Origin of the sequence: Limnohabitans lacus (assembly GCF_030053395.1) — a bacterium.
Classification (GTDB): Bacteria; Pseudomonadota; Gammaproteobacteria; order Burkholderiales; family Burkholderiaceae_C; genus Limnohabitans_A; species Limnohabitans_A lacus.
The window spans coordinates 88,253-114,296 of sequence record NZ_JASGBH010000005.1 but is presented as its reverse complement, the minus strand read 5'-3'; the positions used below and the strand labels follow the sequence as shown (position 1 = coordinate 114,296).

General features: G+C 60.1%; 24 protein-coding genes and 1 pseudogene. 10 read left to right on the top strand and 15 right to left on the bottom strand.

The window, feature by feature from the left end:
• Window position 1 precedes the first annotated feature (1 nt).
• On the top strand, window positions 2–1,081 hold the full coding sequence (locus QLQ16_RS08345) for an ABC transporter ATP-binding protein (protein WP_283224232.1): 1,080 nt from the start codon (window positions 2–4) through the stop codon (window positions 1,079–1,081).
• Between the two features lie 179 nt (window positions 1,082–1,260).
• On the top strand, window positions 1,261–2,013 hold the full coding sequence (locus QLQ16_RS08340) for a glycoside hydrolase family 16 protein (protein WP_283224231.1): 753 nt from the start codon (window positions 1,261–1,263) through the stop codon (window positions 2,011–2,013).
• Between the two features lie 72 nt (window positions 2,014–2,085).
• On the opposite strand, the gene QLQ16_RS08335 is transcribed toward QLQ16_RS08340, so the two are convergent.
• Window positions 2,086–3,120 (bottom strand): Ig-like domain-containing protein, encoded by a 1,035-nt coding sequence (locus QLQ16_RS08335; protein ID WP_283224230.1) that lies wholly within the window; start codon window positions 3,118–3,120, stop codon window positions 2,086–2,088.
• Between the two features lie 118 nt (window positions 3,121–3,238).
• Window positions 3,239–5,350, bottom strand: coding sequence for a glycosyl hydrolase (locus tag QLQ16_RS08330; protein ID WP_283224229.1), 2,112 nt, complete (start codon window positions 5,348–5,350; stop codon window positions 3,239–3,241).
• A 562-nt stretch (window positions 5,351–5,912) separates the two neighbouring features.
• Here QLQ16_RS08330 and QLQ16_RS08325 point away from each other — a divergent pair.
• The 8 genes and pseudogenes from QLQ16_RS08325 to QLQ16_RS08295 all read left to right on the top strand — a co-directional run bounded on the left by QLQ16_RS08325 (window position 5,913) and on the right by QLQ16_RS08295 (window position 13,830).
• The gene (locus QLQ16_RS08325) at window positions 5,913–7,019 is read left to right on the top strand and encodes a porin family protein (RefSeq protein WP_283224228.1); all 1,107 of its coding nucleotides are present in this window, start codon (window positions 5,913–5,915) and stop codon (window positions 7,017–7,019) included.
• 296 nt (window positions 7,020–7,315) lie between these two features.
• Window positions 7,316–8,071, top strand: a pseudogene (locus QLQ16_RS15845) (glycoside hydrolase family 17 protein); the annotation flags it as partial.
• A 174-nt stretch (window positions 8,072–8,245) separates the two neighbouring features.
• Entirely contained in the window at window positions 8,246–8,791 is a 546-nt protein-coding gene (locus QLQ16_RS15840) for a hypothetical protein (RefSeq protein ID WP_488801402.1), read from the top strand.
• Window positions 8,792–8,842: 51 nt separating this feature from the next.
• Entirely contained in the window at window positions 8,843–9,922 is a 1,080-nt protein-coding gene (locus QLQ16_RS08315) for a LacI family DNA-binding transcriptional regulator (RefSeq protein ID WP_283224226.1), read from the top strand.
• Between the two features lie 113 nt (window positions 9,923–10,035).
• Window positions 10,036–11,073: a dihydroorotase gene (gene pyrC / locus QLQ16_RS08310; RefSeq protein WP_283224225.1), complete on the top strand. Its 1,038-nt coding sequence runs from the start codon at window positions 10,036–10,038 to the stop codon at window positions 11,071–11,073.
• Window positions 11,074–11,120: 47 nt separating this feature from the next.
• Entirely contained in the window at window positions 11,121–11,897 is a 777-nt protein-coding gene (locus tag QLQ16_RS08305) for a DUF3025 domain-containing protein (protein WP_283224348.1), read from the top strand.
• A 67-nt stretch (window positions 11,898–11,964) separates the two neighbouring features.
• Window positions 11,965–12,837, top strand: a complete 873-nt coding sequence (gene htpX, locus QLQ16_RS08300; protein ID WP_283224224.1) for a protease HtpX — start codon at window positions 11,965–11,967, stop codon at window positions 12,835–12,837.
• A 69-nt stretch (window positions 12,838–12,906) separates the two neighbouring features.
• On the top strand, window positions 12,907–13,830 hold the full coding sequence (locus QLQ16_RS08295; RefSeq protein WP_283224223.1) for a DMT family transporter: 924 nt from the start codon (window positions 12,907–12,909) through the stop codon (window positions 13,828–13,830).
• Between the two features lie 4 nt (window positions 13,831–13,834).
• On the opposite strand, the gene QLQ16_RS08290 is transcribed toward QLQ16_RS08295, so the two are convergent.
• The 13 genes from QLQ16_RS08290 to gspG all read right to left on the bottom strand — a co-directional run bounded on the left by QLQ16_RS08290 (window position 13,835) and on the right by gspG (window position 25,987).
• Window positions 13,835–14,731 carry a 5'-nucleotidase gene (locus QLQ16_RS08290; RefSeq protein ID WP_283224222.1) on the bottom strand — a complete coding sequence of 299 codons (897 nt, stop codon included), beginning with the start codon at window positions 14,729–14,731 and terminating at the stop codon, window positions 13,835–13,837.
• 190 nt (window positions 14,732–14,921) lie between these two features.
• The gene (gene gspF / locus QLQ16_RS08285) at window positions 14,922–16,157 is read right to left on the bottom strand and encodes a type II secretion system inner membrane protein GspF (RefSeq protein WP_283224221.1); all 1,236 of its coding nucleotides are present in this window, start codon (window positions 16,155–16,157) and stop codon (window positions 14,922–14,924) included.
• 6 nt (window positions 16,158–16,163) lie between these two features.
• A complete protein-coding gene (locus QLQ16_RS08280; protein ID WP_283224220.1) occupies window positions 16,164–16,991 on the bottom strand; it encodes a MipA/OmpV family protein in 828 nt (275 codons plus the stop codon).
• A gap of 5 nt (window positions 16,992–16,996) precedes the next feature.
• Window positions 16,997–18,409 (bottom strand): GspE/PulE family protein, encoded by a 1,413-nt coding sequence (locus QLQ16_RS08275; RefSeq protein ID WP_283224219.1) that lies wholly within the window; start codon window positions 18,407–18,409, stop codon window positions 16,997–16,999.
• 3 nt (window positions 18,410–18,412) lie between these two features.
• Entirely contained in the window at window positions 18,413–20,521 is a 2,109-nt protein-coding gene (gspD, locus tag QLQ16_RS08270; RefSeq protein WP_283224218.1) for a type II secretion system secretin GspD, read from the bottom strand.
• 4 nt (window positions 20,522–20,525) lie between these two features.
• Window positions 20,526–21,338: a type II secretion system protein N gene (gene gspN / locus QLQ16_RS08265; protein WP_283224217.1), complete on the bottom strand. Its 813-nt coding sequence runs from the start codon at window positions 21,336–21,338 to the stop codon at window positions 20,526–20,528.
• Between the two features lie 7 nt (window positions 21,339–21,345).
• Window positions 21,346–21,873: a type II secretion system protein M gene (locus QLQ16_RS08260; RefSeq protein ID WP_283224216.1), complete on the bottom strand. Its 528-nt coding sequence runs from the start codon at window positions 21,871–21,873 to the stop codon at window positions 21,346–21,348.
• Window positions 21,870–23,093, bottom strand: a complete 1,224-nt coding sequence (gspL, locus tag QLQ16_RS08255; RefSeq protein WP_283224215.1) for a type II secretion system protein GspL — start codon at window positions 23,091–23,093, stop codon at window positions 21,870–21,872. The genes QLQ16_RS08260 and gspL overlap by 4 nt, the downstream gene beginning before the upstream one ends.
• Before the next feature lie 7 nt (window positions 23,094–23,100).
• Window positions 23,101–24,066 (bottom strand): type II secretion system minor pseudopilin GspK, encoded by a 966-nt coding sequence (gene gspK, locus QLQ16_RS08250; RefSeq protein WP_283224214.1) that lies wholly within the window; start codon window positions 24,064–24,066, stop codon window positions 23,101–23,103.
• Window positions 24,063–24,752, bottom strand: coding sequence for a PulJ/GspJ family protein (locus tag QLQ16_RS08245; RefSeq protein WP_283224213.1), 690 nt, complete (start codon window positions 24,750–24,752; stop codon window positions 24,063–24,065). The genes gspK and QLQ16_RS08245 overlap by 4 nt, the downstream gene beginning before the upstream one ends.
• Window positions 24,752–25,111, bottom strand: coding sequence for a type II secretion system minor pseudopilin GspI (gspI, locus tag QLQ16_RS08240; RefSeq protein WP_283224212.1), 360 nt, complete (start codon window positions 25,109–25,111; stop codon window positions 24,752–24,754). The genes QLQ16_RS08245 and gspI overlap by 1 nt, the downstream gene beginning before the upstream one ends.
• A complete protein-coding gene (locus tag QLQ16_RS08235; protein WP_283224211.1) occupies window positions 25,108–25,575 on the bottom strand; it encodes a prepilin-type N-terminal cleavage/methylation domain-containing protein in 468 nt (155 codons plus the stop codon). Before QLQ16_RS08235 ends, gspI begins: the two co-directional genes overlap by 4 nt.
• Window positions 25,550–25,987, bottom strand: coding sequence for a type II secretion system major pseudopilin GspG (gene gspG / locus QLQ16_RS08230; RefSeq protein WP_283224210.1), 438 nt, complete (start codon window positions 25,985–25,987; stop codon window positions 25,550–25,552). The genes QLQ16_RS08235 and gspG overlap by 26 nt, the downstream gene beginning before the upstream one ends.
• Window positions 25,988–26,044 lie beyond the last annotated feature (57 nt).

Here is a 26,044-nt window from a genome sequence, read left to right as displayed (position 1 = left end):
CATGGCTCGCATTGAATTGAGGCAAGTGCAAAAGCGCTATGGCGACAACCTGGTCATTCCTGGTGTTGACCTTTGCATCGAAGAGGGGGAGTTCATGGTCTTCGTTGGGCCATCGGGCTGTGGCAAGTCCACCATGCTGCGCATGCTGGCTGGTCTGGAAACCATCAGCGGCGGTGATGTCCTCTTTGACAAGCAACGTGTCAACGACACTGCGGCGGCTGATCGAGGCGCCGCCATGGTGTTCCAAAGCTACGCGCTTTATCCTCACATGACCGTGTCTGAGAACATGGGCTTTGCGCTGCGCATGTCGGGGCGCAGCAAGGCCGAGCGCGAAACCGCAGTCAACGACGTTGCAGAAAAATTGCAGCTCACCGCGCTGCTTGACCGCTTTCCCAAACAGCTCTCTGGGGGGCAGCGTCAACGCGTGGCCATCGGTCGTGCCATCGTGCGCAGACCCAAGGTGTTTCTATTTGACGAGCCGCTGTCCAACCTGGATGCTGCCTTGCGTGTGCAAATGCGCATCGAATTGGCCAAGCTCCATGCCGATCTGGGTACAACGATGGTGTATGTGACGCACGACCAGACTGAAGCCATGACCCTTGGCGACCGCATCGCCGTTTTCAACCAAGGCCGCATTGAGCAAGTGGGGCGCCCGATGGACCTTTACCGCAATCCGGCCAACCGGTTTGTGGCGGAGTTCTTGGGATCGCCGAAAATCAACATGTTGCCTTACCGCTGGAATGTATCGAGTTCCGAAATGATTTTCCAGGGCGGTTGTGCTTTGGCTGTCCAACCGATGCATGGCGATGTCCACGCACTGCAACGCGGCGACATCGTGGGGTGGCGTCCTGAAGACATGCGACTGTCACAGCCGGGTGTTGGCTTACCAGGGGTCATTGAATTCATCGAAAACTTGGGCGATGTGTGCGTGCTTTACGTCCGCAGCCCCGTCATGAAGGAAATGCTGACCGTCAAACTGACGGGTGAACAGGCCAGTGTACAAATCGGCGACGTGGTCGGTGTGCAGCCTTTGATTGGGGGCCTTGTTTTTGCTGTGGATGGTCTGCGTGTTTCGACGTGAAAACATCACCGCAGCGTGTTCGCGTTCAAAGTACCGCCCTGACAGCTTGGTGCGTGGCCATAGGCGCCGCGCTGTGTGGGTGTGGTGGCGGGGGGGATGCCCCAAATTCATCGCCGGTCATACGGTCGCCAATAACCCCGGTCTCGCCCAACAACCCAAGCTCAGGCAGTACTGGGGCAGTGCCCAATTTGCCCGGTTGGGTCCTTGTCTGGAACGATGAGTTTGATGTGCCCGGTTTACCCGATGCGTCCAAGTGGGACTACGACACGGAGTACAACCAACGAGGCTGGTGGAATAACGAGCTTCAGTATTACAGCCGCAATCGCGAGGACAACGCCCGGGTGGCCGACGGCAAGCTCCACATCACCGCTCGTCGCCAGCGCCTGAGCACCGCCTGGGATTTCGGCGGGCAAAACTACACCTCGGCGCGGCTGATCACACGCGGCAAAGCCAGCTGGACTTATGGTCGCTTTGAAATCCGTGCCAAGCTGCCCTGCACCCTGGGCACCTGGCCGGCCATTTGGACGCTGGGCACCGGTGGCGTGTGGCCCGATGACGGTGAAATCGACATCATGGAGCAAAATGGGTTTTCAAACGCCGACAAGCAGCAAGTGCTGGGCACCTTGCACATGCGAGGGGCTTTTGGTGGTTCAGGTCCCAGTGCTGTTCGGTCTTTGCCCAATGCATGCACCGACTTCAACATTTATCACATGACTTGGGATGCAAACCGCATTGTCATTGGCGTCAACGGTTCCGACTATCAAAGCTATGCCAACCCCCACAACGGTCAGTATGCTCAATGGCCTTTCGATCGTCCTCAATACCTGCTGCTGAATGTGGCGATAGGCGGCACTTTGGGCGGCTGGGTGGATGACAGCCGCCTGCCTGCAAGCATGGAGGTCGATTTCGTCAGGGTCTACAGAAGGCAGTGAAACGGGTCGTCCCGGAAGATCCCGGGGCGACCCATGTCATTGAACACGCAAAGCGCTGGCGCGCTTTGCAGTTTAGGGCTGGAAGGAAATGGGGCCGAGGTTGATGCCGTTGGGCGATGTGTAGGTGCCTCCATCGTTGAAGTAGTTCGCCTTGTAGATCCGGACCCGCACCGAGCCGATCGCATTGGTGAAAAATTGGGCCGTGGTCATTGCCGTGCCGCAGTTCTCTACCACCGTGAACGTGCTCAGCGCAACGTTGTAAGTGGCAACACCGGTGGCTGCGGGCGTGAGCGCAGGGGCTTCGGCGCGGGCATAGCAACCGTTGTTGCCAGCCAGTTGCACCACCGGGGTGAAGCGAGGGGCGCCCACCAATTCATCGTTGCCCCAGACGGCGATCCGCAGCACGGTTTGCCCCGTCAGCGTGATGGTCGAATTGGACTGTGCATTGACCCAGCTTTCCATGTAGTCCTGATCCGCTTTGCCCTTGCCACCCCAAAAGAAGTTGGGGGTGGCATCGCTGCCGGCGACACCTGACCACCAGAAGTCGACACCACCGTCCCAGACGTAGGTGCCGGGAGTCGCGACTGTCCAATTGAATGCGCCGCCTTCGGTGGTCAAGCCTTGGTAGGCATAGCCTACGCTGGCGGGATTGATGGCTGAGTAACCACTGGCAAAGGACAGGGCATTGACTACGGTGTCGAAAGCCTGAGAGCCAGAGCTTGTGGTGGTGTTGTTGATGCTGGCCTGGTCGCTGAAGGTGTTGGCAGCCACTGCCACGGTCATGGTGGCGGCCGCGTTGGCGGTCGGGATGACCACCAAGGTGGCACTCAGTCCATCGTTGGCCATGGTGAAGGTGCTCTTGGTGCCATTGGTCACGGTCACGTCGTCTGCCGTGAAGCCTGTCACGGCTTCGCTGAAGGTGAAGGTGAAAGTGACGTTGCCGCTGGCGGTGGCGCCGCTCACGTTGTCCGTGATGGTGACCGTGGGCGCAGTGGTGTCCGCTGGCGCTGAGGCACTACCGCCACCGCCGCACGCGGCCAAAAGTGCCGAGACCGCCAGTGCTGTGGCAGTCGCAGTCAGTTTGAATTTGCTGTGGATGTCTTGCATGCTTGTCTCCTTAGACCTTATGGTGAATGAAATGAAACCGCTTTCTGAAATCGCTTTCATAATGGTATGCAAGTGCCATCTTGAATGCAACAGCGAATGGCTAGGACTTACCCTTAAATCAGCGCGATGTTTGCGCGAGGGTGCCAGGCGGTGCGGTGAGCGTGACGCCGTTGCTGAAACGCACCGTGCGAGGAGCTTTGCGGTCGGCATTGAAGGCCAAGTAGTGCCGTGCCCCGTCAGGGCGTTTGAAAACGGCGTGCAAGGGTGTGTCGGCGTGGATGCTGAAATCCGGCGTGCCCATGGACTGCAGGCTCATCAGGTAGTGCAAGGTGTGGGTGCGTGATTCGCCCAGTTCCACCGAGCCCCAGCGTTCCCATTGCGAAAGGGCTTTTGCGGGATCAGTCAGCGCCATGTATTTCGCAAACAGGTCTTGCCAGATGTCCTTGGGATTGGCTTTTTTGCCACGAGACTCAAACATGGCGGTGTCCTTGGGTAGCGTGGCCAGGCTTTGCAGTGTGTGTTTGGGGTCTAGGCCCAGGTACGTTGATGCCGTGGTGATGGGCAACAAATTGATGCCCTTGATTTGACGGGGTTCATCGGTCCACCAAGTGTTGTGCTTGTAACCCCCGCCGAAGAGCATGCTGGTTTCAATGTGCGGGTATTCAGGTGGGAAGACCAGACGATTCACATCGAACCAGTAATGCCGAATGGCCTCGATTTCAGTGTTGTATAAATACACGCCCAGATCACGCAGCGCCGTGTCGCCATGGATTTCGGCCCAAAGGATCAGTCCCACCCAGGCATTGATGGCCTCTGATGATGACTCTTGGTTGTTTCCCAGATCTCCAAGTGCAACGCCAGAGGCCCAGGAGTGGCCTTCATAAACATCGAAGTGCCGCAAGAAAGGGAAGTCCGCTCTGCCGCGCTCGGCGGTGGCAATGTCTTTGATCAGCCACGGCACCATGCCCCCCCAGCGCTCAGGGCTGGCCCAGTCCGGATCACGCAAGGCCAATTCGGCCATGGCGCGGATCCAATAGCCGTAGTGGAAGTGGTGGTCATTCATCTGCTCGATCGAAAAATATTCTTCCGGGTAACCCAGCACGGTGCCCAGTGAACGATCCAGGTGAAAGTAGCGTTGTCGATCAGTCCCCGCAAACCACTCCTCGATCCGGCCTTTGAGAAGGTCAATCAGGCGCAACTCTTGTTCTTTGCTGCCTTGCACCTGAACCACATCCAGAAGTTTGGTGGTGCGCAGAAGCCCTTTTCCTTGCCAGTAGGGCCCTTTGCCGATGTGTAGCATGTTGCGACGGGCATCACGCAAGTCTTGGTTGATCAGGTTCACAAGGGTTTCGCTGTGCGAGCTTGAGGGGGTTGATGGCCACCATGGCACAAAGCCTTTGTGTTGCAGGCGAGTTTCGAATTCGGCGCTCGCCAAGAGTTTGAGTGGGCCGCGTACCGTGGCGTATGCGGGGCCGAGTGACTGTGTGAAGCTGGTGTTCTGATGCCAGTGGTGAGGGTAGAGGGCTTGCAATGGGCGCTGTTCTTCACCTTCTAAGACCTGCGGCGTGATGTGATATCGAGTGCGCAACTGCTGATCAGCAGCGTCGTAATGCCAATTGACTCGTGTGTCGCTGGTACGGACGTACGCATGCCGCGAAATCAGCGAAAGGCTTTCTGCGCTGTCATCGGGCAAGGCGCTTAGGACGAAGTGACGCTTGTCAGCAGGCATGTGGGCAACCCATCGTTGGGGTGTCACGGCTTCGAATCGCACGCCTTCTGGTCCAAAAACGGCATAACGTTGCCCCTCAATCTGCAGAAGCAGCACGCGAGTGTCATCGTGGGGCATGCGCTGTCCAGGGGCTTGGGTGTCAATGCGCAAGTTGCCCGAGCTGATGTGGCCCCATACATAGGGGCTGCCATGCGCCATGGTCAGGTCAAAGCGCTGACCAGACTGCCCCATGGCGATATCGATGGCCCAGTCGCTGGCTTGGGCCAGCCGCCCGATGGTGGGTTCGAAGGCCATGGGTCGCACGGTCAGGGCCGGGCGGTGAGGGTAATGAATTTCGTTGTCTTTGCGTTCGGTGGGTACGACAGCCTTGATGGGCAAAGCCATCTCAAAGCCCTGAGCTGTAGCGCGTCCCGTGAGCGGCTGGGCATAAAGCGGCTGAGGGTCCTTGCTGAACAAAAGGCTCGAATACCACTGGTTGGTGGGGGCTGCACGGGTGAGCATGACGCCTTCCCGCCCATGCGCAGATGGGGCGGATCTGTCACCAGATTTGGGCGAGGAGAGTAATTTCGCGGTCCCTGCTGTCACCGCGTCTTGTGCTTGGGCAAAGCCGATGCAAGCAGAAATCAGACAGAAAGTTATTGATCGCCAAACCATGCGGTGCATTCGTAGACTCCATAGAAGTATGGTGGTAGATCATAATGAAAGCGCTTTCATAATAAGCTGGGGTAAACCATTATTTGCAAACATGATGAGTGAATTAAGGGTAAGCACGGATGCTCAGACGATTGATTTGCAAAGTTGGTATTGATAAGATTTGAAAGCGCTTTCAACAAAATGAGCTCACATGAATAAACAAACATTGAAACGGTCTCCTGCGTCACCTCTGTTGCGCCTCGTTATCGGATTGACAACAACTCTTTTGGTGGGGGGTGTTCAGGCGGTCGAGTTCGGGCCATTTACCCTTAACGGCTTCGTTAAATTGGAGGCTTCGCGCAGCAGTAATCAATGTACAGACTGTCAGCGCTTTCCGTCTGAGGGTAAACAAAGAATTTGGGCAGATGAAATGGTGCCCGGCAAAGCCTACAGCACACAAAACACCAGTGTCGCTTTGATGCAGCCGTGGTTAGGCGCCAATTTCGATCTGGGGCAGGGCTTCAAACTCAACGGTTTACTGAGCCAACGCTGGCGTGATGGCAAGCCCGATGTTGAAGGCATCAAGTGGTTCGAAAAAAATGCGGCCATCAGCCATGAAGAGTGGGGGAGTATCCGAGTCGGTGCCATGACCTCCCGTGCATGGAGTGTGGCGGATTACCCCTATGGCACGGACATTGGCATTGCTTACCCGTGGGCCAGCAGTGGTGCGGGCTACGGTTTGATGACAAATGCTGTGCGGTACACCAGCCGACCCTATGACCTCTTCTCAGGTGATTTGGTGCTGGAGGGCACTTACGACCGAGGCAATACCGATTTCAAGATCAACAAGCCGCGATTTATGGAGCTGTGGGCCCAGTACCGCAAAGGTGATTTGGCTTTGGACGGCGTGTTGCAGGATTCACGCAATGGCACACCCTCAGCATGGGGTCAAAGCCCATTCACAGGCCTGACGCCGTTTGGCGCAGATGACAGCAAATTGGGTGGGTCTGGGCAGGCGATCGCGATGGCGATGGTCCGCTACGACATCAACCCGCGCTGGCAGGTGTCGGCAGGCGTGCGATTCAACCGGTGGAGCGGTGCCTACGCGGTCATCACGCAGCCTGCGACCACAACCACTTCGGCTATGTGGAACAACATGTTCAACGTGAACTGGAATGGGACCTTGAGGGGTGTCGGCAACCCAGGCTATGCCGCTACGTCGCAAGACTTGTCGTTGGGTTTGCGGCACAAAGAGGGGGAGTGGAGCTACTCGGCAGGTCTGGTGCGATTGGGCAAAGCCAGCACCAACAACCCATCGGAGCGTGGTCAAAGCAACGGCTTGACCTTGATGACGGCCGGTGTAGGCAAAGAGTTGGGTCAGGGATGGCGGGTCTATGCAATGGCAGGAATTGTTCAGTACGACCGTCTGGGTTTGGCCCCCATGTCCATGCCTTCTAACAGCGCTTTCTCTGGGGTTGACTCTCGGATCGCACGCTCTGGCAATTGGATCGGTCTGGGCACGGTCTACGTCTTTTGATGCAACACAACAGATCTATCAACATGAAAACAAAACTCAATCGATGGACAGCCCTCTGTACGGGTATTCTGGCTTGGCTGACTGCATTGGTACTTACGGCTTGCGGTGGTGGTGGTGAGGTGCCATGGCCTGGTGTCAATGTCCGCAGTTTGGACGCTGATTTCACCAGTCGTTTGGCAGTTGCATACTCGCCATACAGGACGGCTACTTCTGAGGCAGGCCTAGCGGCGGAGTTAGATACGATGCCCGTTTCGCAGATTCGCTCTGATCTTGAATGACTCAGCAATGCAGGAGTTGGCGCGGTGCGAGTCTTTGATGCCAAAGTGGCGCAAAAAACAGTCGCGGCCATCGAGCAGGCGCCAGCATTGGACATGAAGGTGATGATGGGGGTGTGGATTGCCAGTACCACCGGCACTAACACTGCAACCAATGAGGCCAACTCGGCGCGCAACAACGCTGAAATCGCACGTGCTGTCGCACTGGCAAATGCTTATCCGAATGTGGTCAAGGCCATTAGCGTTGGCAATGAAACCCTTGTGTCCTGGAACGGTTGGAATCCACAAAGCACCCAGAACATGGCGGTGTATCTTCGCAGCGTTCGCGATCAGGTTAACCAGCCTGTTACGACCGACGACAATTGGGCATTTTTTGCTTCTCAACGCAATGAGAAAGATCCTCATCCAGTCTTCAATCAGATCGATTTCATATCCCTTCATACCTACCCTGCCGAAGACATCAAGTATGGCCTTTGGGACTGGAAACAGACTGCAACACCGGCAGGCCCACAGCGTGCTGTGGCCATGATGGACGCAGCCATCGGCAAAGCAAAGGCCGATTACCAAGCGGTTCGCAATCATCTCGACACCAATGGCTATGGACGTTTGCCTGTCATCGTGGGCGAAACAGGTTGGAAGGCCGTTGCCACAGGCGGTGAAAGTTTGTGGGCAAGCCCTGTGAACCAGAAGATGTACTTTGATCGGCTGCGTGCTTGGAAGCAGGAAAGCAATGGACCCAAGACGATCTTCTACTTCGCGGCATTCGATGAACGCTGGAAGTCGAGCGATGATGGCTGGGGATTGTTTGATCGTGATCGTGCGGCACGTTGCACTGCTCTGGCACTCACCAACAACCCGAGCAATGCTTGCGCTGAGGTCAATGCCAAGTACTACACCGCTCCATTTAATCAGGGGACGGTATCCACATCGCGCTACACCATTTATGCGGACATGACCCATTCAGACGAAACCCGGATCAGTGGGCTGACGATGGGTCCTTGGACAGGATGGCAGGGGCAGTCTGTGTCCGGGCAAAATTCGGGCGATGGCTCATCAGCCTGGCAAGTCACGCCCAGTCCTGCAGAATGGGGATGGGGGCTGGCATGGACACTCGGTACGCAAGAGATCGATTTGTCCCAGTTTTCCGGAGGTTATTTAAATTTCAAAATCAAGACGCAGTACCAGGGCAAGATTGAAGTGGGATTCAAAACCGGTGCTGATGCTGAGTTCAATGCTTGGGATGTGCTGATGGTGCTCAGCCCGGGACAGTATGGGTATGGCAACGATGGAACATGGAAATCGGTTTCCATACCGATCGCTGAACTGACCAAGAGCGGCGCATCTTCCTTTGGCTCTAACTCGCCGCCTGCAGCGCTTCAAATGGGGCGTGTGAGCAATGCCTTCATTCTGGCTGATCGTTATGAAAAGACAGGTAAGGCGAACTGGACCAACGATACGACGCCCATCCTCATTGATGATATTTTCTGGAGCCGTTGATGCATGCTCAGGTTAATATGACTTGATCAAATCAACGGTAAATTTGGAAAAATGCTTAAACAACCAGCTTCGGCAGCCAATGGAAGTACCGCTGCCCCAAGCCAAGGGGCGGAAGTACAACCTCTTTACAAAGGCAGGGCAACCTTGGGTATGGTGGCGCAGCGTGCTGGGGTCTCCCCCAGCACAGTTTCGCGAATCCTCAATGGCACAGCCAAGGTCAGCGAAGACAAACAGACCCTGGTGCGTCAGGTGATCGAGGAGCTGGGTTTTCGGCCTGACCCCACCGCGCGCAGTCTGGCTGGTGGTCGAACCATGAGCATCGGTGTGCTGACTCAGTACATCGACAGCCCGTTTTATGGCGAGGCTCTGCGCGGCATCGAGGATGTGCTGCATCAGGCTGAATACGCACCCCTGTTTGTCAGTGGCCATTGGAATCAAGAAGAAGAACGGTCACGACTTGGCTTGTTGCAGGACCGAAAGGTCGATGGCATCATCGTGCTCACGGGCAAGCTGGCGGATCAGACATTGGTTGACATGGCCAATCAATTGCCTGTTGTGGTGACGGGCAGACAACTCTCGGCGCCCAACCTTTTCAGCATTGATTTCGACAACATTGAAGGCGCAGGCCTGGCGGTCAAGCACCTGCACGCACTCGGTCATCAGAACGTTGCGTTCATTTCTGGACCGCTTGATCATCCTGACGCAGAACAAAGGCTGATGGGTTACCGTGCCGAGTTGGCGCGTCGAGATATGCCGTCAGACGATGCCTTGGTGGTTTACAGTGATTTCCAAGAGTCTGGCGGTTTCAGAGCCATGAATCAGTTACTAGAATCGCGTGTGAATTTCAGTGCTGTCATTGCAGCGAACGATCAGATGGCTTACGGCGCGAGGCTCGCTTTGCACCGAGCAGGTTTGCGTGTGCCAGACGACATCTCCCTTGTTGGCTTTGATGATTTGCCCCACTCGGCTTTCACATTGCCACCTCTGACAACAGTGAGGCAGTCAGTCTACGAAATTGGCGCGAGTGCTGCAAAAGCCATGATTGACCTGCTGTCAAAGAAAACACCTTCAACCATATTGATTGAGGCTGAAATCATCGTGCGTGAGTCCAGCCGAATTTTTCGCCGTTAGGGCCATGCAGCGGTTCGACCAAAAGCAAGTTTCACCAATCAAATAGGCTGGAATGATTGGATTAAAGAGATCGCTCGCCAAGGATTGACGCTTGGACATGGGAAAATCCAACCATGACCCAAGAAATCACCATCACCCGCCCTGACGACTGGCACCTGCATGTGCGTGACGGGGCCGCACTGGCCACCGTGGTGCCGCACACGGCGGCGCAATTTGGCCGCGCCATCATCATGCCCAACCTCAAGCCGCCCGTGACCACGGCCGAGCAGGCGCTGGCCTACAAAGCGCGCATCCAGGCGGCCGTGCCCCAAGGCATGCGCTTTGAGCCTTTGATGACCCTGTACCTCACCGACAACCTGGCCCCCTCAGAAATCGCCCGCGCCAAGGCCGCTGGTGTGGTGGCGTGCAAGCTCTATCCGGCGGGTGCTACCACCAACAGCGATGCGGGCGTGACCGATTTGCGCAACATCTACCCCGTGCTCGAAGCCATGCAGCGCGAAGGTGTGCTGCTCTTGGTGCACGGCGAAGTCACCTCCTCTGACATCGACTTGTTCGACCGCGAAGCCGTGTTCATTGAGCAGCAACTCAAGCCCATGCGCCGCGACTTTCCGGGCTTGAAAATCGTGATGGAGCACATCACCACCCAAGAAGCCGCGCAGTACGTGGCCGAAGGTGACGATTTGCTGGGCGCGACCATCACCGCGCACCACCTGCTTTACAACCGCAACGCCATCTTCACCGGCGGCATTCGGCCGCATTACTACTGCCTGCCCGTGCTCAAGCGCGAGACGCACCGCTTGGCGCTGGTCAAGGCTGCGACCAGTGGCCATGCCAAATTCTTCTTGGGCACCGACAGCGCACCGCACCCTGCGCACCTGAAAGAACACGCCACCGGTTGCGCCGGTTGCTACACCGCGCATGCGGCCATCGAGATGTATGCCGAGGCCTTTGACCAGGCCGGGGCACTTGACCAACTCGAAGCCTTTGCCAGTTTCAATGGCGCCGATTTTTATGGCTTGCCACGCAACAGCGGCACCATCACACTGCGCCGCGAAAACTGGACGCCCGCCGAGAGCTTTGCCTTTGGCGAGGCCGAACTCAAACCCCTGCGCTCGGGCGAGAGCTTGCCGTGGCGACTGGTGAGCGCCTGAACCCCAACCGCCCTGGTGGCCGTTGCGAGCCGGCCACCACCTTGGGTGTGGCCGACATCGATTGGGATGCGCCTTGGCTGGCCCGTTGGCGTGCGCTGGGTGAGCCCATCGCGCAGCGCGTGGTGGCGGGTGTCCCGCAAGCCCAGGCCTTGAACAATGCGGGCCATGCCCCCGTCGGTTTTGTGCCGCAGGCCGACTTGCCCGAAGGCCAGGCCTACGAAGACTTCATCTATGCCCATGGCCAAGTGCCCACGCGAGAAGGCTTGCACGATTTTTTCAATGCGCTGTGCTGGATGCATTTCCCGCTGGCCAAAAAGCGGCTGAACCAATTGCAGGCGACCGAGATCGCCCGCGCTGGCGTGGGCCAGGTGCGCGGCCCGGTGCGTGATGCGGCCACGGTGTTTGATGAAAACGCCTTGCTGATCCAGGCCAGCGATGCGGTGTGGTCGGCGTTGACCGCGCACCGCTGGCAAGAAGCCCTGATGGATCGGCGCAGTGAATGGGCGAACACGCGTCTGTGGACCTTCGGCCATGCGGCCCTCGAAAAATTGGTGCAACCCTACAAGTCGATCACCGCCCACCTCTGGCGTGTGCCCCAAACGGTGCAGGCAGCCGATCTGGACGCCTGGCTGGCGCAGGATTTATCGCCCGATAAATTGGCCCAAAAGCCCTTCAGCCCTTTGCCTGTTTTGGGCGTGCCCGGCTGGTGGGCGGCCAACGAAGTCGCCGCGTTTTACGACGACACCGCGGTGTTCAGGCCCAAGCGCCCGCAACGCACTTCAGAAAAACCGTACGCCGCTGAGGAAATCGATCCGTCCGTTTGATTTTGGCCGGTGAGCCCCTAACATTCGCCCAGCGCTCTACCGAACAGAGCGTCCTGGAAAACCTGAAATGAAACGTATTTTTCTCTTTGTCTTGACCAACATCGCCGTGGTGGTGGTGCTGGGCATTGTGGCCAGTTTGCTGGGCGTGAACCGCTTCTTGACGGCCAATGGCTTGAACCTGGGCGCTTTGCTCGGTTATGCCCTGATCATGGGCTTTGGTGGCGCCATCATCTCTTTGCTCATCAGCAAGCCCATGGCCAAGTGGACCTCTGGCGTGCGCGTGATCGACCAACCGCAAAACGCCGACGAAGCTTGGATTGTGGACACTGTGCGCAAGCTGGCCGACAAGGCGGGTATTGGCATGCCCGAAGTCGGTATTTTTGAAGGCGACCCCAATGCCTTTGCCACCGGCGCTTTCCGTGACTCGGCCCTGGTGGCCGTGTCCACGGGCTTGCTGCAAAACATGACGCACGAAGAAATCGAAGCCGTCATCGGTCACGAAGTGGCCCACATCGCCAACGGCGACATGGTGACCATGACCTTGATCCAAGGTGTGATGAACACCTTCGTGGTGTTCCTCTCGCGTGTGGTCGGCTACGCGGTGGACAGCTTTTTGCGCAAGAACGACGAGGAAAGCTCTGGCCCGGGCATGGGCTACTACATCACCACCATCGTGCTCGATATCTTGTTGGGCTTCGCCGCTGCCATCGTGGTGGCTTGGTTCAGCCGCCAGCGTGAATTCCGCGCCGATGCGGGTGCCGCGAAGTTGATGGGCCGCAAGCAGCCGATGATCAATGCCTTGGCCCGTCTGGGCGGTGTGCACACGGCTGAATTGCCCAAGAGCGTGGCCGCCATGGGCATTGCCGGCGGCATTGGCCAGCTGTTCAGCACCCACCCACCCATCGAAGAGCGCATCGCCGCTTTGCAAAATCAGGCTTGAGGCCCGCCCCGCTGGGGCGGGGTAACGCGAGCGACTGACGGCATCACCGGCCCCGCCTATCATCGGCCGGTGATCCGCATCCTCTCCCACTTTCATCGCCGTGGCCTGCGCCAATGGGGCCGTTGGCCGGTGGCCGTGCGCGGCATGCTGTGGATGGTGGCCGGGGGGATTTTGTTTTCGTTGCTCAACACCGTGGCGCGTGGCCTGTCCATGCAGCTGGATGTTTACCAAGCGCAATTTTTGCGGTACCTGATGGGCATTGTGGTCATCTTGCCTTGGGTCTACCGCGACGGCTGGCAAGCCTACAAGCCGGTCAACATCCAAGGGCAGTTCTGGCGTGGTGCGGTGCACACGCTGGGTTTGATCTTGTGGTTCACCGCCTTGCCGCAAATCCCACTGGCCGACATGACGGCCATTGGGTTCACGGGTCCGATCTTCATCATGTTGGGCGCGGCATGGTTTCTGGGCGAAACCATGCGCGGGGACCGCTGGATCGCCGCCCTGATCGGCTTTGCCGGTGTGTTGGTGGTGGTCTTGCCCAAGATGTCGGGCACGGGCGGTTGGTACAACCTGGTCATGCTGGCCTCGGCGCCGGTGTTTGCCGCGTCTTTCCTCATCACCAAGGCGCTGACACGTTATGAAAAGCCGGGCGTGATTGTGCTGTGGCAAGCCATCACGGTGACCGTGCTCAGCTTGCCCATGGCCTTGCCGCATTGGCAGATGCCGACGTTGTGGCAATGGTTTGGCTTCTTTTTGACCGGCATTTTCGGGTCTTTGGCGCATTACTGCCTCACACGTGCCTTTGCCATGGTGGACATCTCATCCACGCAGTCGCTGCGCTTTCTGGACATGGTCTGGGCGTCCTTGCTGGGCTGGTTGATTTTTGGCGATGTGCCCAGCCAGTCCACCTGGCTGGGGGCCGTTGTCATCTTGGGTGCCACGGTGTGGATCGCCCGGCGCGAGGGTCGCAGGCCCGTGGCCTTGCCCGACTGAAGCGTCAGTCGTTGGAGATGCCCGAGGCCACATGGCCAGCAGGCACATGGCGCGCGGCCGATTCGATGTGGCCGGTCTGGTCGTCAAAGAAAAAGTCGGGCTCAAATTCACGCAAAAACTCGCCTTTGGGCAGACCGCCCAAAAACATGGCTTCGTCCACTTCGATGTTCCAGTCCATCAAGGTGCGAATGGCGCGTTCGTGTGCGGGTGCGCTGCGGGCGGTGACCAGCGCTGTGCGGATGCGCATCGCCGGTGTGCCTTCTTGCTGCAAGCGGTGCAGCGCCGCCAGCAAGGGTTTGAAGGGCCCCGCCAGCAGGGGCTGCGCCGCTTTGTCGCTTTCGTGCTTTTGAAAGGCCGACAGGCCCTCAGACTGAAACACCCGCTCGGCCTCGTCGGAGAACAAGACCGCGTCTCCGTCGAATGCGATGCGCACTTCGTGCGGATGCGCCTCAGAGGCCAAGGCCGAATGCGGATAGACCTGCGCGGCGGGAACGCCTGCACCCAAGGCCGCGCGCACATCGGACAGGTGGGTGGACAAAAACAGGTTGGCGTTGAGGGGCTTGAGGTAACGCCAGGGCGATTGCCCGCGTGTGAAGCTGCCGCGCTGGATGGGCAGGCCGTAGTGCTGCGCCGAGCGGAACACCCGCATGCCCGAGACCGGGTCGTTGCGCGAGAGGATCACGACCTCCACGCGCTGGGCTTGCGCATCGTTGAAGGCCAAGAGCTTGCGGACCAGCGAAAACGCCACACCAGGCCGCGCTGGCTCTTCCAGTCGGTCGAGCTGCAGCTTCATGTAGGCGCGGTCATCGCCTTGCTCAAAGACTTCGTTTTCTTCTTCAAAGTCGAACAAGGCACGAGACGAAATGGCAACGACCAATTGGCCTTCAAGTGTGATGGGCATGGTTCACCTCATGGGTTGAAAGATGAGCGCCGCCGGGCCGCCCCAAGGCGCGAAGGCCCCCTTGGGGGGCAGAGAGCCACACGCAGTGGGCGAGGGTGGGGGCGTCTTCTGAGCGCCGCCGGGCCGCCCCAAGGCGCGAAGGCCCCCTTGGGGGGCAGAGAGCCACACGCAGTGGGCGAGCGTGGGGGCGTCATTTCACCCATTGGTTCAACTCCATGATGGGCATCAAAACGGCCAGCACGATCAACATGACCAAACCACCCATGCCCACAATCAGCAAAGGCTCGAGCACGGTGGCCAGGGCCATGGCGCGGCGCTGCACCTCAGAAGACAGCTGCTGTGCGGCGCGTTGCAGCATCACGGGCAACTGGCCAGTCTGTTCGCCCAGCTTGGCGAACATGCTCAGCAGCCCCGGAAAGCGCGCATGCTGTGCCAAGGCATTGCCCAGAGGTGCACCTTCGCGAACCCGCACCAAGGCTTCGAGGGCATCGGCGCGCAAGGCCTGGTTGGACAAGGTGTCGGCTGCCGCCTGCAAGGCTTTGAGGATAGGCACACCAGCGGCTGTCAGCATGGCCAAGGTGGAGGCAAAGCGGGCGCTGTTGTAGCCCCGCGCCAAACGGCCGATCAGGGGCAAGCGCAAAAACGCCGCATCAAAACGCAGCCGAAAGGCACTCTGGCGCAAGGCCATGCGAAAGGCCCCAAGCCCCGCCACCGCCAAGCCCAGCATCAACCAGCCCCATTGCCGCACAAAATCGCTCAGCCCCAGCATGGCGACGGTGAGCATGGGCAGTTGTCTCTTGGTGCCTGCAAACACGCCGGCTACTTGCGGCACGACCGAGGTGACCAAAAAAATCACGATGGCCAACGCCACCAGGCAAACAATGGCCGGATACAGCGCAGCGCCCATCAATTTGGCGCGCAAGGCTTGGTGATCTTCGAGGTCATTGGCCAGTTGCTCCAGCACCATGCCCAAATGACCACTTTGCTCACCGGCAGCGATCACCGCCCGGTCGATGGCCGGAAATTCACCGGGGTGTTGCGCCAGCGCATGGCCCAAGCTGCTGCCGCCATTGACTTCGGCCCGGATGGCGGCCATCAGCTGGCGCTGCTTGTCGTCGTCGGCTTCTTCGGCCAAGGCCGTCAAGGCCCTCTCTATGGGCAGGCCGCTGCCCACCAGGCCCGCGAGTTGACGGGTCCAGACCGCACGCTGGCTGCCGCTGAAGGCGCGTGAGCGGCCCACGGGTCGCTGCCACCAGGGCAGTGCGGTGTTGGGATCGGCCGAACCACTGGCAATGGCTTCCACGCTCAGGGGCACCAAGGATTGAGCGCGCAATTGGCTGCGCGCAGTTTTGAGGCTGTCGGCCTCGATCACACCTTTGCGCGTGGCGCCATCGGCTTGCAGGGCTTCAAAACGGTAGGCGGGCATGGGCGATCAATGGGCGAAATACACCACACCGAACTGGCCAGAATAGTTCCAGCTGGGGATGGTGTTCAAAGAGGATGGGTGTACAGGGCTCAAGGTGTGTTGCGCCCCCAGCTGACTGAAGAAAGCCCAATGGTGCGACAGGCGTTGGCGGTAGGCCAGTTGAACGGCATATTCCCCAAGGCCTGTGCCTTGGTGGGTTCTGGCCAAGGGGTCGAGGGCTTGTTGCGTCTGCCAGTGGGCGCTGCTCGCCCAGGTCATGGATTGGCTCAGCATCAAGGTGCTGACCTCACTGAGGGGGTGGCGGTACGTGAGTGTGGGCGACAAAGTGGTCCCATCGCCACGCATGAAAAGATCTTGCGTGGCGATCAGCCCCACGGACCAGCGGTTGGGCAAGCGGTAGTCCACGCCTGCCTTGGCGCGCAGGGTTTTGCGCCCGGCTTTGATGGCGTCAAATTGGCCGCTCTGGTCCAGGTTGATGATGCTGCCGGAGACCGCCAAGCTCCATTTGGAGTCTTGTCGCAGGTCATAAGCCAGGCCGCTGTCTTGCAGCACCTGGCCAAAGCGGTGCCAGTTGCTGCCATCGGTGGATCCAATGCGCCATCGGCCATAACGCAGGCCGAGGTTGAGGTGCAGTTTTTGTGTGCCAGGGTGGCGCAAGTCGGCGATGTCGCTGCGAAGCCCCAGGCTGTAGGTCCAAGGTGTTGGGCTGGCCGCAGGAGGCGGTGTTTCTGGTGCTGGATCTTGCGCCCAGCTGCTCAAAGCCCATCCCCCAAGGAGCACTGACACCAGGCCCTGCAGGGCCGTTGAGCGAGTGATGGGGCTTTGAGCGCGCATGGGCTTCAGTCGCGTGTCACGCGCAGCAGCTCTTCGGTGGTGGTGATGCCGGCATCCACCAGGCGTTGGCCATCGTCACGCATGAGCACCATGCCCTGTCGCAAAGCAGTGGCACGCAGTTCGGACTCGGCAGCACCTTGGTGGATCTGGGCACGGATTTCGTCGCTGGCCACCAGCAATTCAAAAATGCCGGTACGGCCTGCATAGCCGGTCTGGCCACAGGCGTCGCACCCTGCACCGGCGCAGGCCTTGCAGCGCTGGCGCACCAGGCGCTGGGCCAGCACGCCCAGCAGCGAAGAGCTGAGCAAGAAGGGCTCCACGCCCATGTCGGTCAAGCGCGTGACGGCACTGGCCGCATCGTTCGTGTGCAGCGTGGCCAGCACCAGGTGACCGGTGAGCGAGGCCTGGATGGCGATTTGCGCGGTTTCAAAGTCGCGGATCTCGCCAATCATGATCACATCGGGGTCTTGGCGCAGGATGGCGCGCAAGGCCTTGGCAAAGGTCAGATCGATCTTGCTGTTGACCTGGGTCTGGCCCACACCAGACAGTTCGTACTCGATCGGGTCTTCCACGGTCATGATGTTGTTGTGCGCCGCGTCCAGCCTTTGCAGTGCTGCGTACAAAGAGGTGGTTTTGCCCGAACCCGTAGGGCCGGTGACCAGCAAGATGCCATGGGGCTGAGCGATGAGTTGCTCGATTTGTTGCAAGACCCGGCCTTGCATGCCCACGGCTTCGAGCGTCAAGCGTGCCTCGCTCTTGTCGAGCAAACGCAGCACAGCGCGTTCGCCATGGGCGCTGGGCAAAGTCGAGACGCGCACGTCCACCGCTTTGCTGCCCAAGCGCAGGCTGATGCGGCCGTCTTGCGGCAGGCGTTTTTCGGCGATGTCGAGTTCGGCCATGATTTTCAGGCGCGAAATCAAGGCGGCATGCAGCGCCCGGTTGGGTTGCACCACTTCACGCAAGCTGCCGTCGATGCGAAAGCGCACGCTGGAGTGGCGCTCGTAGGGCTCGATGTGGATGTCGCTGGCCCCATCGCGCGCCGCCTGCGTGAGCAAGGCGTTGAGCATGCGGATGATGGGCGCATCGTCGCTGGCTTCGAGCAAGTCTTCGACCGCGGGCAGCTCTTGCATCATGCGCGAGAGGTCGGCATCGGACTCGACTTCACTGACCACATCGGCAGCCGTGGACGCGCCATGGGCCTGCCCTCCGGCATAGGCCAGGTGAATGCGTTCTTGTAAGTCAGACAAGCTCGTGTGTTGAAAGCTCAGACCTTGGGGCCCGTATTTGCGGGTGACCTCAGACTGTGCGGAATGCTCGCTGCTGTCGCACAGCCACAAGGTCAAGCCTTGTGAGGAGCCTTCCAGCAGCAGCCGGTGGCTGCGTGCAAAGGTGTAGGGCAGGGGGTGCGTGGCGCGCATGGCTCAGGGCTTGTTAGCCGGTGGAACCACAGGCGTCAGGCTGGGCAAAACGGCAGCGCCTTCGATCGGCATGGCGGGGGTGGCGACCGGCTGGTTGTTCAGCTGGTTCAGGCGCATTTGTTCGTAGCGGCCCAAAGACAGGGCTTCGGTGGCCGCACCATCGCGCACCACCACCGGCCGCAGGAACACCATCAGGTTGGTTTTCTTGCGGCTGCGGGTTTCGGCCTTGAACAAATTGCCCAGGAAGGGGATGTCGCCAATGCCGGGCACTTTTTCTTGGCTGCTGCTGGTGTCGTCTTGCAGCAAGCCGCCCAGCACCACGATGGAGCCGTCTTCGACCAGCACGCTCGATTCAATGGAGCGCTTGTTGGTGATCAGACCCGAGGTGCTGGAGCTTTTGCTGTCGATGCTGCTGACTTCTTGGAAGATTTGCATCTTCACGGTACCGCTTTCGCTGATCTGGGGTTTGACACGCAAGGTCAAACCCACGTCTTTGCGCTCGATGGTCTGGAAGGGATTGACCGCGCCATTGGTGGTGTTGTTGTTCGCGGTGTATTGGCCGGTCACAAAGGGCACGTTTTGGCCGATCACGATCTTGGCTTCTTCGTTGTCGAGCGTCAGCAAATTCGGCGTGGACAAGATGTTGGCATCGCCATTGGTTTGTAAAAAGCGCGCCAGGGCACCCAAGGCCAGCACACCGTTGCGTTGCTGACCAGCGGCGATGTTGAAGCCGGGGGATGCGGCGTAAGTGCCTTTGGCTGCGTTGGCTGCCAAGGACAGCAAATTGGTGCCACCCACCGAGAAGTTGGTGCCCATCACGCCGACGGTGTTGCTGCCCGTGCCTGTGCCGCTCATCCACTGCACGCCAAACTCGGCAGCTTTGTCGGCACTGACTTCGGCGATCAGGCTTTCCACGAAGACCTGCGCGCGGCGTTGATCGAGCATGTCGATCACGCTGCGCAGTTGGCGGTATTGCGGCTCAGGTGCGGTGATGATGAGCGAGTTGGTGGCCGGGTCGGCCTGGATCTGGCCGCCGGTGGAGGGCTGACTGCTGTTGGCAGTGGCGTTGCCGCCCTGGGGGGCTGGCAAGCTGGGGGTGTTGATGCCGCTCGCCACGCTGCCCGAGCTGCCACCGGAGGTGCCGCCCATGGCGCTGCTGCTGATGGCGGCGCGCAGTGTGGCGGCCAGTTTGGTGGCGTCGGCGTTTTTCAGATACACCACATGGATGTTGCCGCTGGCCGCTCGGGCGCCCGTGGCGTTGGGTTGGTCCAGTTGCTCGATCAGGCTGCGCGTCAAGGCCAGCTTGGCCGGGTTGGCGGCGCGCACGATCAGGGCATTGGTGCGGGCTTCGGCCAACACCGTGGTTTTGAAGCCTGCATCCGATTGTGCAGGCCCCGCATTGGCCACACCGGCGGCACCCGTTGCGGCGCCCGAGTCGATCAGGCGCTGCACCATGACCGCCATGTCGGCGGCGATGCCGTGTTGCAGCCGGATCACTTCCACGCCGGTGGCGTTGGCCACATCCAGCGCTGCGATGATGCGGCCCAGGCGCTGCAGGTTGTCGCTGTAGTCGGTGACCACCAGCGCGTTGGTGCCGGGGTTGACGTTGATGGTGTTGTTGGGGCTGATCAGCGGCCGCAAGATGGGCACGAGGTTGTTGGCGTTTTCGTGGTTCAGTCGAAAAATCTGCGTGATCACCTGACCGCTGCTGGCGGCCACTGGGCCGGCAGAAACCGTGCCGGTTTGCAGCTTGGCTTCGGATTCGGGCAGCACGGTGTACAGGCCTGCAGATTCGATCAGTGCAAAGCCTTGCGTGCGCAGCTGGGTGGCAAACAGGTGCAGGGCCTGCGCAGGCGGCACGGCCACTTGGCTTGACAGTGACAGGGTGCCTTTGACCCGCGGATCCACCACCACGTTGTGACCGGACAAGCTGGCCAGTGTGCGGGCCACGGCTTCGATGTCGGCATTCACAAAGTTGAGCGTGATGGGCTCTTTGCCTTTGGCTTTTTGCCCAGGCGTTTGCGCCCAAGCCAAGCCCGAGCTGCCCAGGGTCAGCGCCAGCGCCATGACCGACAAGCGGCCTGATCTGAAAAGTGTGTTGAGTGTGTGCATGGGTTCATCCCAAAGTGAGCAGGCTGCGCGTGCCTTGACGGCGGCCGATGATGTTCAGCAAATTGGACAAAGCGGTTTCAGTGCCAGCGTCGGCACTGGCTTCGCCAGAAAAATGGAGCCTCTGGCCTACCCATTGGCCCTGGCCTTGCAATTGCAGCGGACCATGCAGGGTACTCAAAAGCACCTGGGGAGTGGCGCTGCCTTGCGGTGTGCCACGCACTTGCACGCGGTAGCTGCCCATGGGTTTCAAGGTGCTCAGGCGTGAGGACATTCGCTGCGCATCCAATTCGGCCAACCCCTGCATTTGCAGTCGACCGTCGGCCCATTGCAATTGCAAGCTTTCGGTGCGCAACTGCAGCTGTCCTTCGGCCTGAAGCGTATTCCAAGGGGCCCCTAGGCCCGACAGCAATGCAGCTGGCCAGCGCGATTGGTGATCTTCCAACTGAATTTGTTGGGTGGCCCAGCCCAGACGCACGGTGGCTTGTGCGGCTTGGTCCATGCAGCAATCGGCGAGCAGCTCCAGCTTCCAGGTGGTCAGGCCCGGCTGGATGCGCCAATGCAAGCGCCCTGGCAAAGTTTGCGCGCCGCGGCTACCAGCCCCTGCGCTGAGGGTAAGTTGGGCCGAGCCTTGCCAGACTGTGCCGCGCGGGCTGTCCAATTGAACCTGTTGTCGTGTGCCTTGGCGCAAGGACTCAGACAGCCAGCGTGAGGGTGCCCAGATGGCACTGGCCAACAAGGCCCCCAGCAAAGCGCCCGACAGCGCCCAGCCCCAAGGGCTGGCCGATGACGCGGCAGTGCGCAATGGTGTGCGTTTCATGGGCGGCTCATCCGGGCAGGCTCAGTTGCAAGGTTCCGCCCCACATCACCTGCGCAGCAGCGCTCGCTGCGCCCGATTTTGTGGGTGAGGGTGTTTGCTGCATTTGCGCTTGGACAGGTCGGGCATGGGCATGTTCGCGGGCCTGCGCGATCCAAGTGGCCAGCGCGTCGGCCGGTGCGGCTTGAAAACTCAGGTTCACCACATCGCCTTGCACTTGGAGCTTGGCGTCGGGGGCCAAATCCTTGGCGTGCGCTTGCAGCCATGTGATGGCCTGGGCTCGGCTGATCGCCGGTGAGGCCTGCCACTGGCGCGCTTGCGCCTGCAATTGCAGCATGTGCTGTGTTTGGCGGTCCAGCTCGGTCTGTTTGGCGGGGGCGTCCTGCCAAGTGCGCAAGGCCGGGGCCAATGCCGCTGACCAGACGGCGGCAAGGCCAAGGACCACTGCGGCCCATTGCAAAGCGCGGCGTTCGCGCAAACTGCGCGCTTGCCAGAATGCTTTGAGCGGGGGCATCAAGGTTTGAATCAACGGTGTCATGGCGTACCTCGTGGGCTCATCAACCATTCCTCGCCTTCGGCGCGCCATTGGTAGCCTTGTTGGCCTAAGGCTTTTTGAATGGCTTGTTGTTCTGTATCTGGCAGTGTCCAGCCGCCCAGCCGCAATTGGCCGTCGTTCAAGCGCCATTGGCGGGGGCCCGCCACTTGGGGCGGCAAGGCCTCACCGAGTGCCTGGAGCATCGATTCGAGATCCCCTGGCGTCAAAGCCCCGGCATTTTGGCGCAGGCGGGCCACAGCTTGCTGCATTTGCAAGGGGGCATCGACCACCACGCGGGTGTCAGGCAGGGTCTCGCGCAACATCTGTGACCAAGCTTGCTGTTGGGCTTGCCAATGGGCGCGGGTCTTCCAAGCCCAAGCGTTGAGGCCGATCAGTTGGCTGCACATCAGCAGGCCCAGGCCCCAACGTGCCCAGCGCCATTGCGGGTGCTGCAAGAGATCGCTGGTCACCCGTTGCACGGTTTTCCATTGGCGAGCACGTGCATCGGACTGGAACTCAAATTGCGCCAGATCCCAGTCGCTGGCGATGGCAGTCAACCAATGTTGGGCTGGCGACATCAAACGAGCCGGCGTTTGCAATTTTTGCGAAGCCAGCGCCACCACGGCAGGTTCGGCCTGGATGTCTGCAGCTTCCAAAACTTGAGGGGGCCATGTCGAGGCGTCAACGCTCGCCAAGGGGGTGCCCCAAACGCCGCGTTCGGCCTGGCAGGTCCAGAGCCATCCGGTCTCGGCATCACCGGTGGCTGTGATTTGGAGTGAAGGCGTATCGGGGCTGAATTCCGGCACGATGCGGTGAACGGTCAGCCCTTCGGATTCGAGTGCGCTCAGGTGGGCTTGCAGCCAGGCTTTGTCGCACACCGCGACCCATGCCGATGGGGCGTTCTTCCATTGTCTGGGCAGCGCCATGTGCAATTGGGCAGGGTCGTCCAGCAAACGCTCTTCAAGCAGACCTTGCAGGGCCGCCAGCAGCCGAGCTTTTTGTTTGTGCAGCCCAGGGGGCAGTTCTGCGCGGTGCCAGGACAGCGCCAGTGCCGGCACCATCACCACCAACTCCGATGTCCGGTCGAGTTTGGGAAGCAATGCGCTGCTGGCCCACTTCAGCGCCAAGGGAGAAGTTTGCGAAGCGCCTTCTGCCCAGGCGTGCGGGTAGAGGGTGTTGGCCTGAGGCGGTCCGATTGGCAGTTGAAGAATCAGTGTGCGCATGTGGAATTCATTGTAGGGGCGCAGAGGGCATCAACAAAGGTGTTCGCACACGCCAGAGCATGCGAACTGCGTTGCTGCCTTCACGTTTGACCAGAGCGCGTTCTTGTTGCATCACTTGGTCAATGCGCATGCGGCCGTTGATCTCGAAAAAGCTGCTTTGAACGCCGTGTCTATTGTTGTTCAACAACGTGCCCAGAGGCCCGAGGATTTGCCGCACGTCCTGCAGATTGGTCCAGTGGGCTCGCTGGCGTTGCGTCAGCAGCTGCCGTGCACTGACCATGTCCAGGCCGGGCAGGCAGGCCATCAGCACTTCAGCGGGCGCGGTGTTCAGGTTGATGGTGGTGGGCTCCGGCAAGACGGTGACGAAGTTCTCCAAGGCTGCGACCGTTTGGGAGCTCATGCCCAGCCAGACCAGCTGCGCCGTAAGCTGCGGCATGAGGGGGGCAGTCGATGATGGCGTGGCATCGGGCGTGTTGTTGCTGGTCAACGCCAAAGGCAAGAGCCGGACCATGGTGTTGAGCTCTTCCAGCGGCAGGCCCAATTGCTCAAACAAGCGGCGCCAAGCAGCCAGATCAGGCAGCGACAGTGTGCCTTGGTCCATCAGGTTGCGCAGGTTGAGCCGAGATTGGGCATCGGTGATGTAGCCCGACAAAAACACTTCGGCGTCGCCCTCTTGCCATTTTTGGTCTTGCGACAAAAAGGTAGACAGTTTGGACTCTTGCACCGGCAAGGCCCAGGGTTCACCCAGATGGTCGGCGTTGCCGCTTTGTTGGGACTTGGCGTCTTCGAGCAAGATCAGGCGCGACCAATCGAGTGCACCGGTCAACATCCAGCCGGTTTGGCTGCGGCCACGTTCGGCCGATTCGATCTCGACTTGGCGCCATTGCTGCCACAAGGCGGCGCTGGCCAAGGTGGCCACCAGGGCCATGACCAACATGGCCACCAGCAATGCCGCGCCTTTTTGGTGCCTCATGGGGTGCCTCCTGACAAGGTGGGCCGTATCCAGTCGAGCGTCAGCGGACCAGTGCCGACGGGGCCTTGGGGCAGGCTCAAGATCAAGCGCACGCCATCGGGTGGGGTGCCCTGTTTGGCGGTGGGTGCATTGGTGCTGCCTGCCGTGACCACATCGCTGGACAAGGGGTTGGCCCAGCTGCCGCCACGGTGTACAAAAATTTGCCATCCCGACAGAGGGTGGACCTGCACCTGTTGGGCTCGGTTGTTTTCGGTGGGGGTTTGGCTCCACTGCTCTGCCAGGCCCCAGGCTTGACGCCAGGCGGCTTGGCTGGTCAGCGGGGCCGATTGCCAGCGCTGCCAGTCGCCACCACCGGGCCGGCCCGCATCGCTGCGCCAGGTCCAGGCGACCACCTGAATGGCTTCGTCTTGGGCATTGGCGCGGCGCGTCAGCCGCAAGACCTTGCCATCCCACAGCCAACTGGGGGTGTTGTTCAGTTCGGCCATCTGGTCCAGGTCGGTTTGCCATTGGGCCAGGCCCGCTTGCAGTGTGCGCACCTCGTTGGCGCGGCTTTGCAAGCCGCTTTGCGAGCGCAGCATGCCGTCCAGCCCGCGCCAAGCCATGAGCGACATCAACGCCATGACGGTGATGGCCACCAGCACCTCGATCAAGGTGAAGCCCGCGTGGCGTTGAGGCGCGAAGTGCATCAGTTGCGCCCCATCACGGTGGACACTTGCAAGATGAACTCGCCTTGCTGGAGCACCCGGGCGTCCACCCGCCGGAAGTTGGGGTTGGGCGTGGTCTTGATGTTCAGATTGACCTGCAAGGCTTGCCCGGCCTGCAGGCATTCCACATCGCTGCTGCCCGTGTCGGGCAATTGCCTGCGCAGGCGCAAGCGGATCAGTTCGTTGTCGGCGCACATCTGGCCCAACATGCTCAGGCTTTGCCGTTCAGCGTTGCGGCTGAGCGAGCCCGTGGCTTGGAGGCCAGCCATCAGCGCCACGGCCACAATGCCCAGCGCCACCAGCACCTCGATCAGGGTGAAGCCCTTGGACAAGCGTTTCATGGCGGCGTCCGGCCAGGGCTGCGCTGCACCTGAAAAGGACTGAGGCCATCGCTGACCAGCCAGATGCTGCTCGTGCCCTGCGTGCTCACCAAGGCGATGCTTTGTGGCGCGATCAAGGGTTCGGGGCCCAGCACCACCGCCAGTGGCTGGGCTGCGCGTGTGCTGTCGTTCAGCCAGTTTTGCGGCAAGCCAGGAGGCGGTAAGCCTTCAAACACAAACCCTGTCGGTGTGTTGCGCCACACCACGGTCAAGCCGCTGGCGCGCGATTGGGCTCGGGCGGTTTCCATCAAGGCGGCCAGCCGTGTGGCGTCGCGCTCCAAGGCGCTGTCGGCACTGCCACGCAAGGACAAGCTCACCCCGGCTGTGGCGATGGCGATCAGCGCCACCACCACCAAAAGTTCCAGCAGGGTAAAGCCTTGGGATGAGGTCTGAGCTGGCTTATTGCCAGCTGCCGATGTCCGCATTGTTGCCCTCGCCACCGGCTTGACCGTCAGCGCCAAAGGACAGCACATCCACCTCGCCCTTGATGCCAGGGTTCATGTATTGGTAAGCGCGGCCCCAAGGGTCGTTGGGCAATTTGTCCAAATAAGATTTCCAGTTGACCGGCACAGGCTCGGAGGTGGGCTTGGCGATCAGGGCTTTGAGGCCTTGCTCGGCGCTGGGGTAGCGTTGGTTGTCCAGCTTGTAGAGCTTGAGCGCCTGCATCAGGTTGCCCACGTCCGTGCGCGCGGCGGTGATGCGGGCATCGTCGGCGCGCCCCAGAACATTCGGCACGATCAAGGCGGCCAACACGCCAATGATGGCCAGCACGACCATGAGTTCAATCAGGGTGAAGCCGCGTTGACGGCGTGAGCGGGAGGACTGTGAGGTTTGCATGCCATCCATCATAATCTCTGTATGACCACTTTTCGCCTACCTCTTGCCCCGCGTTCC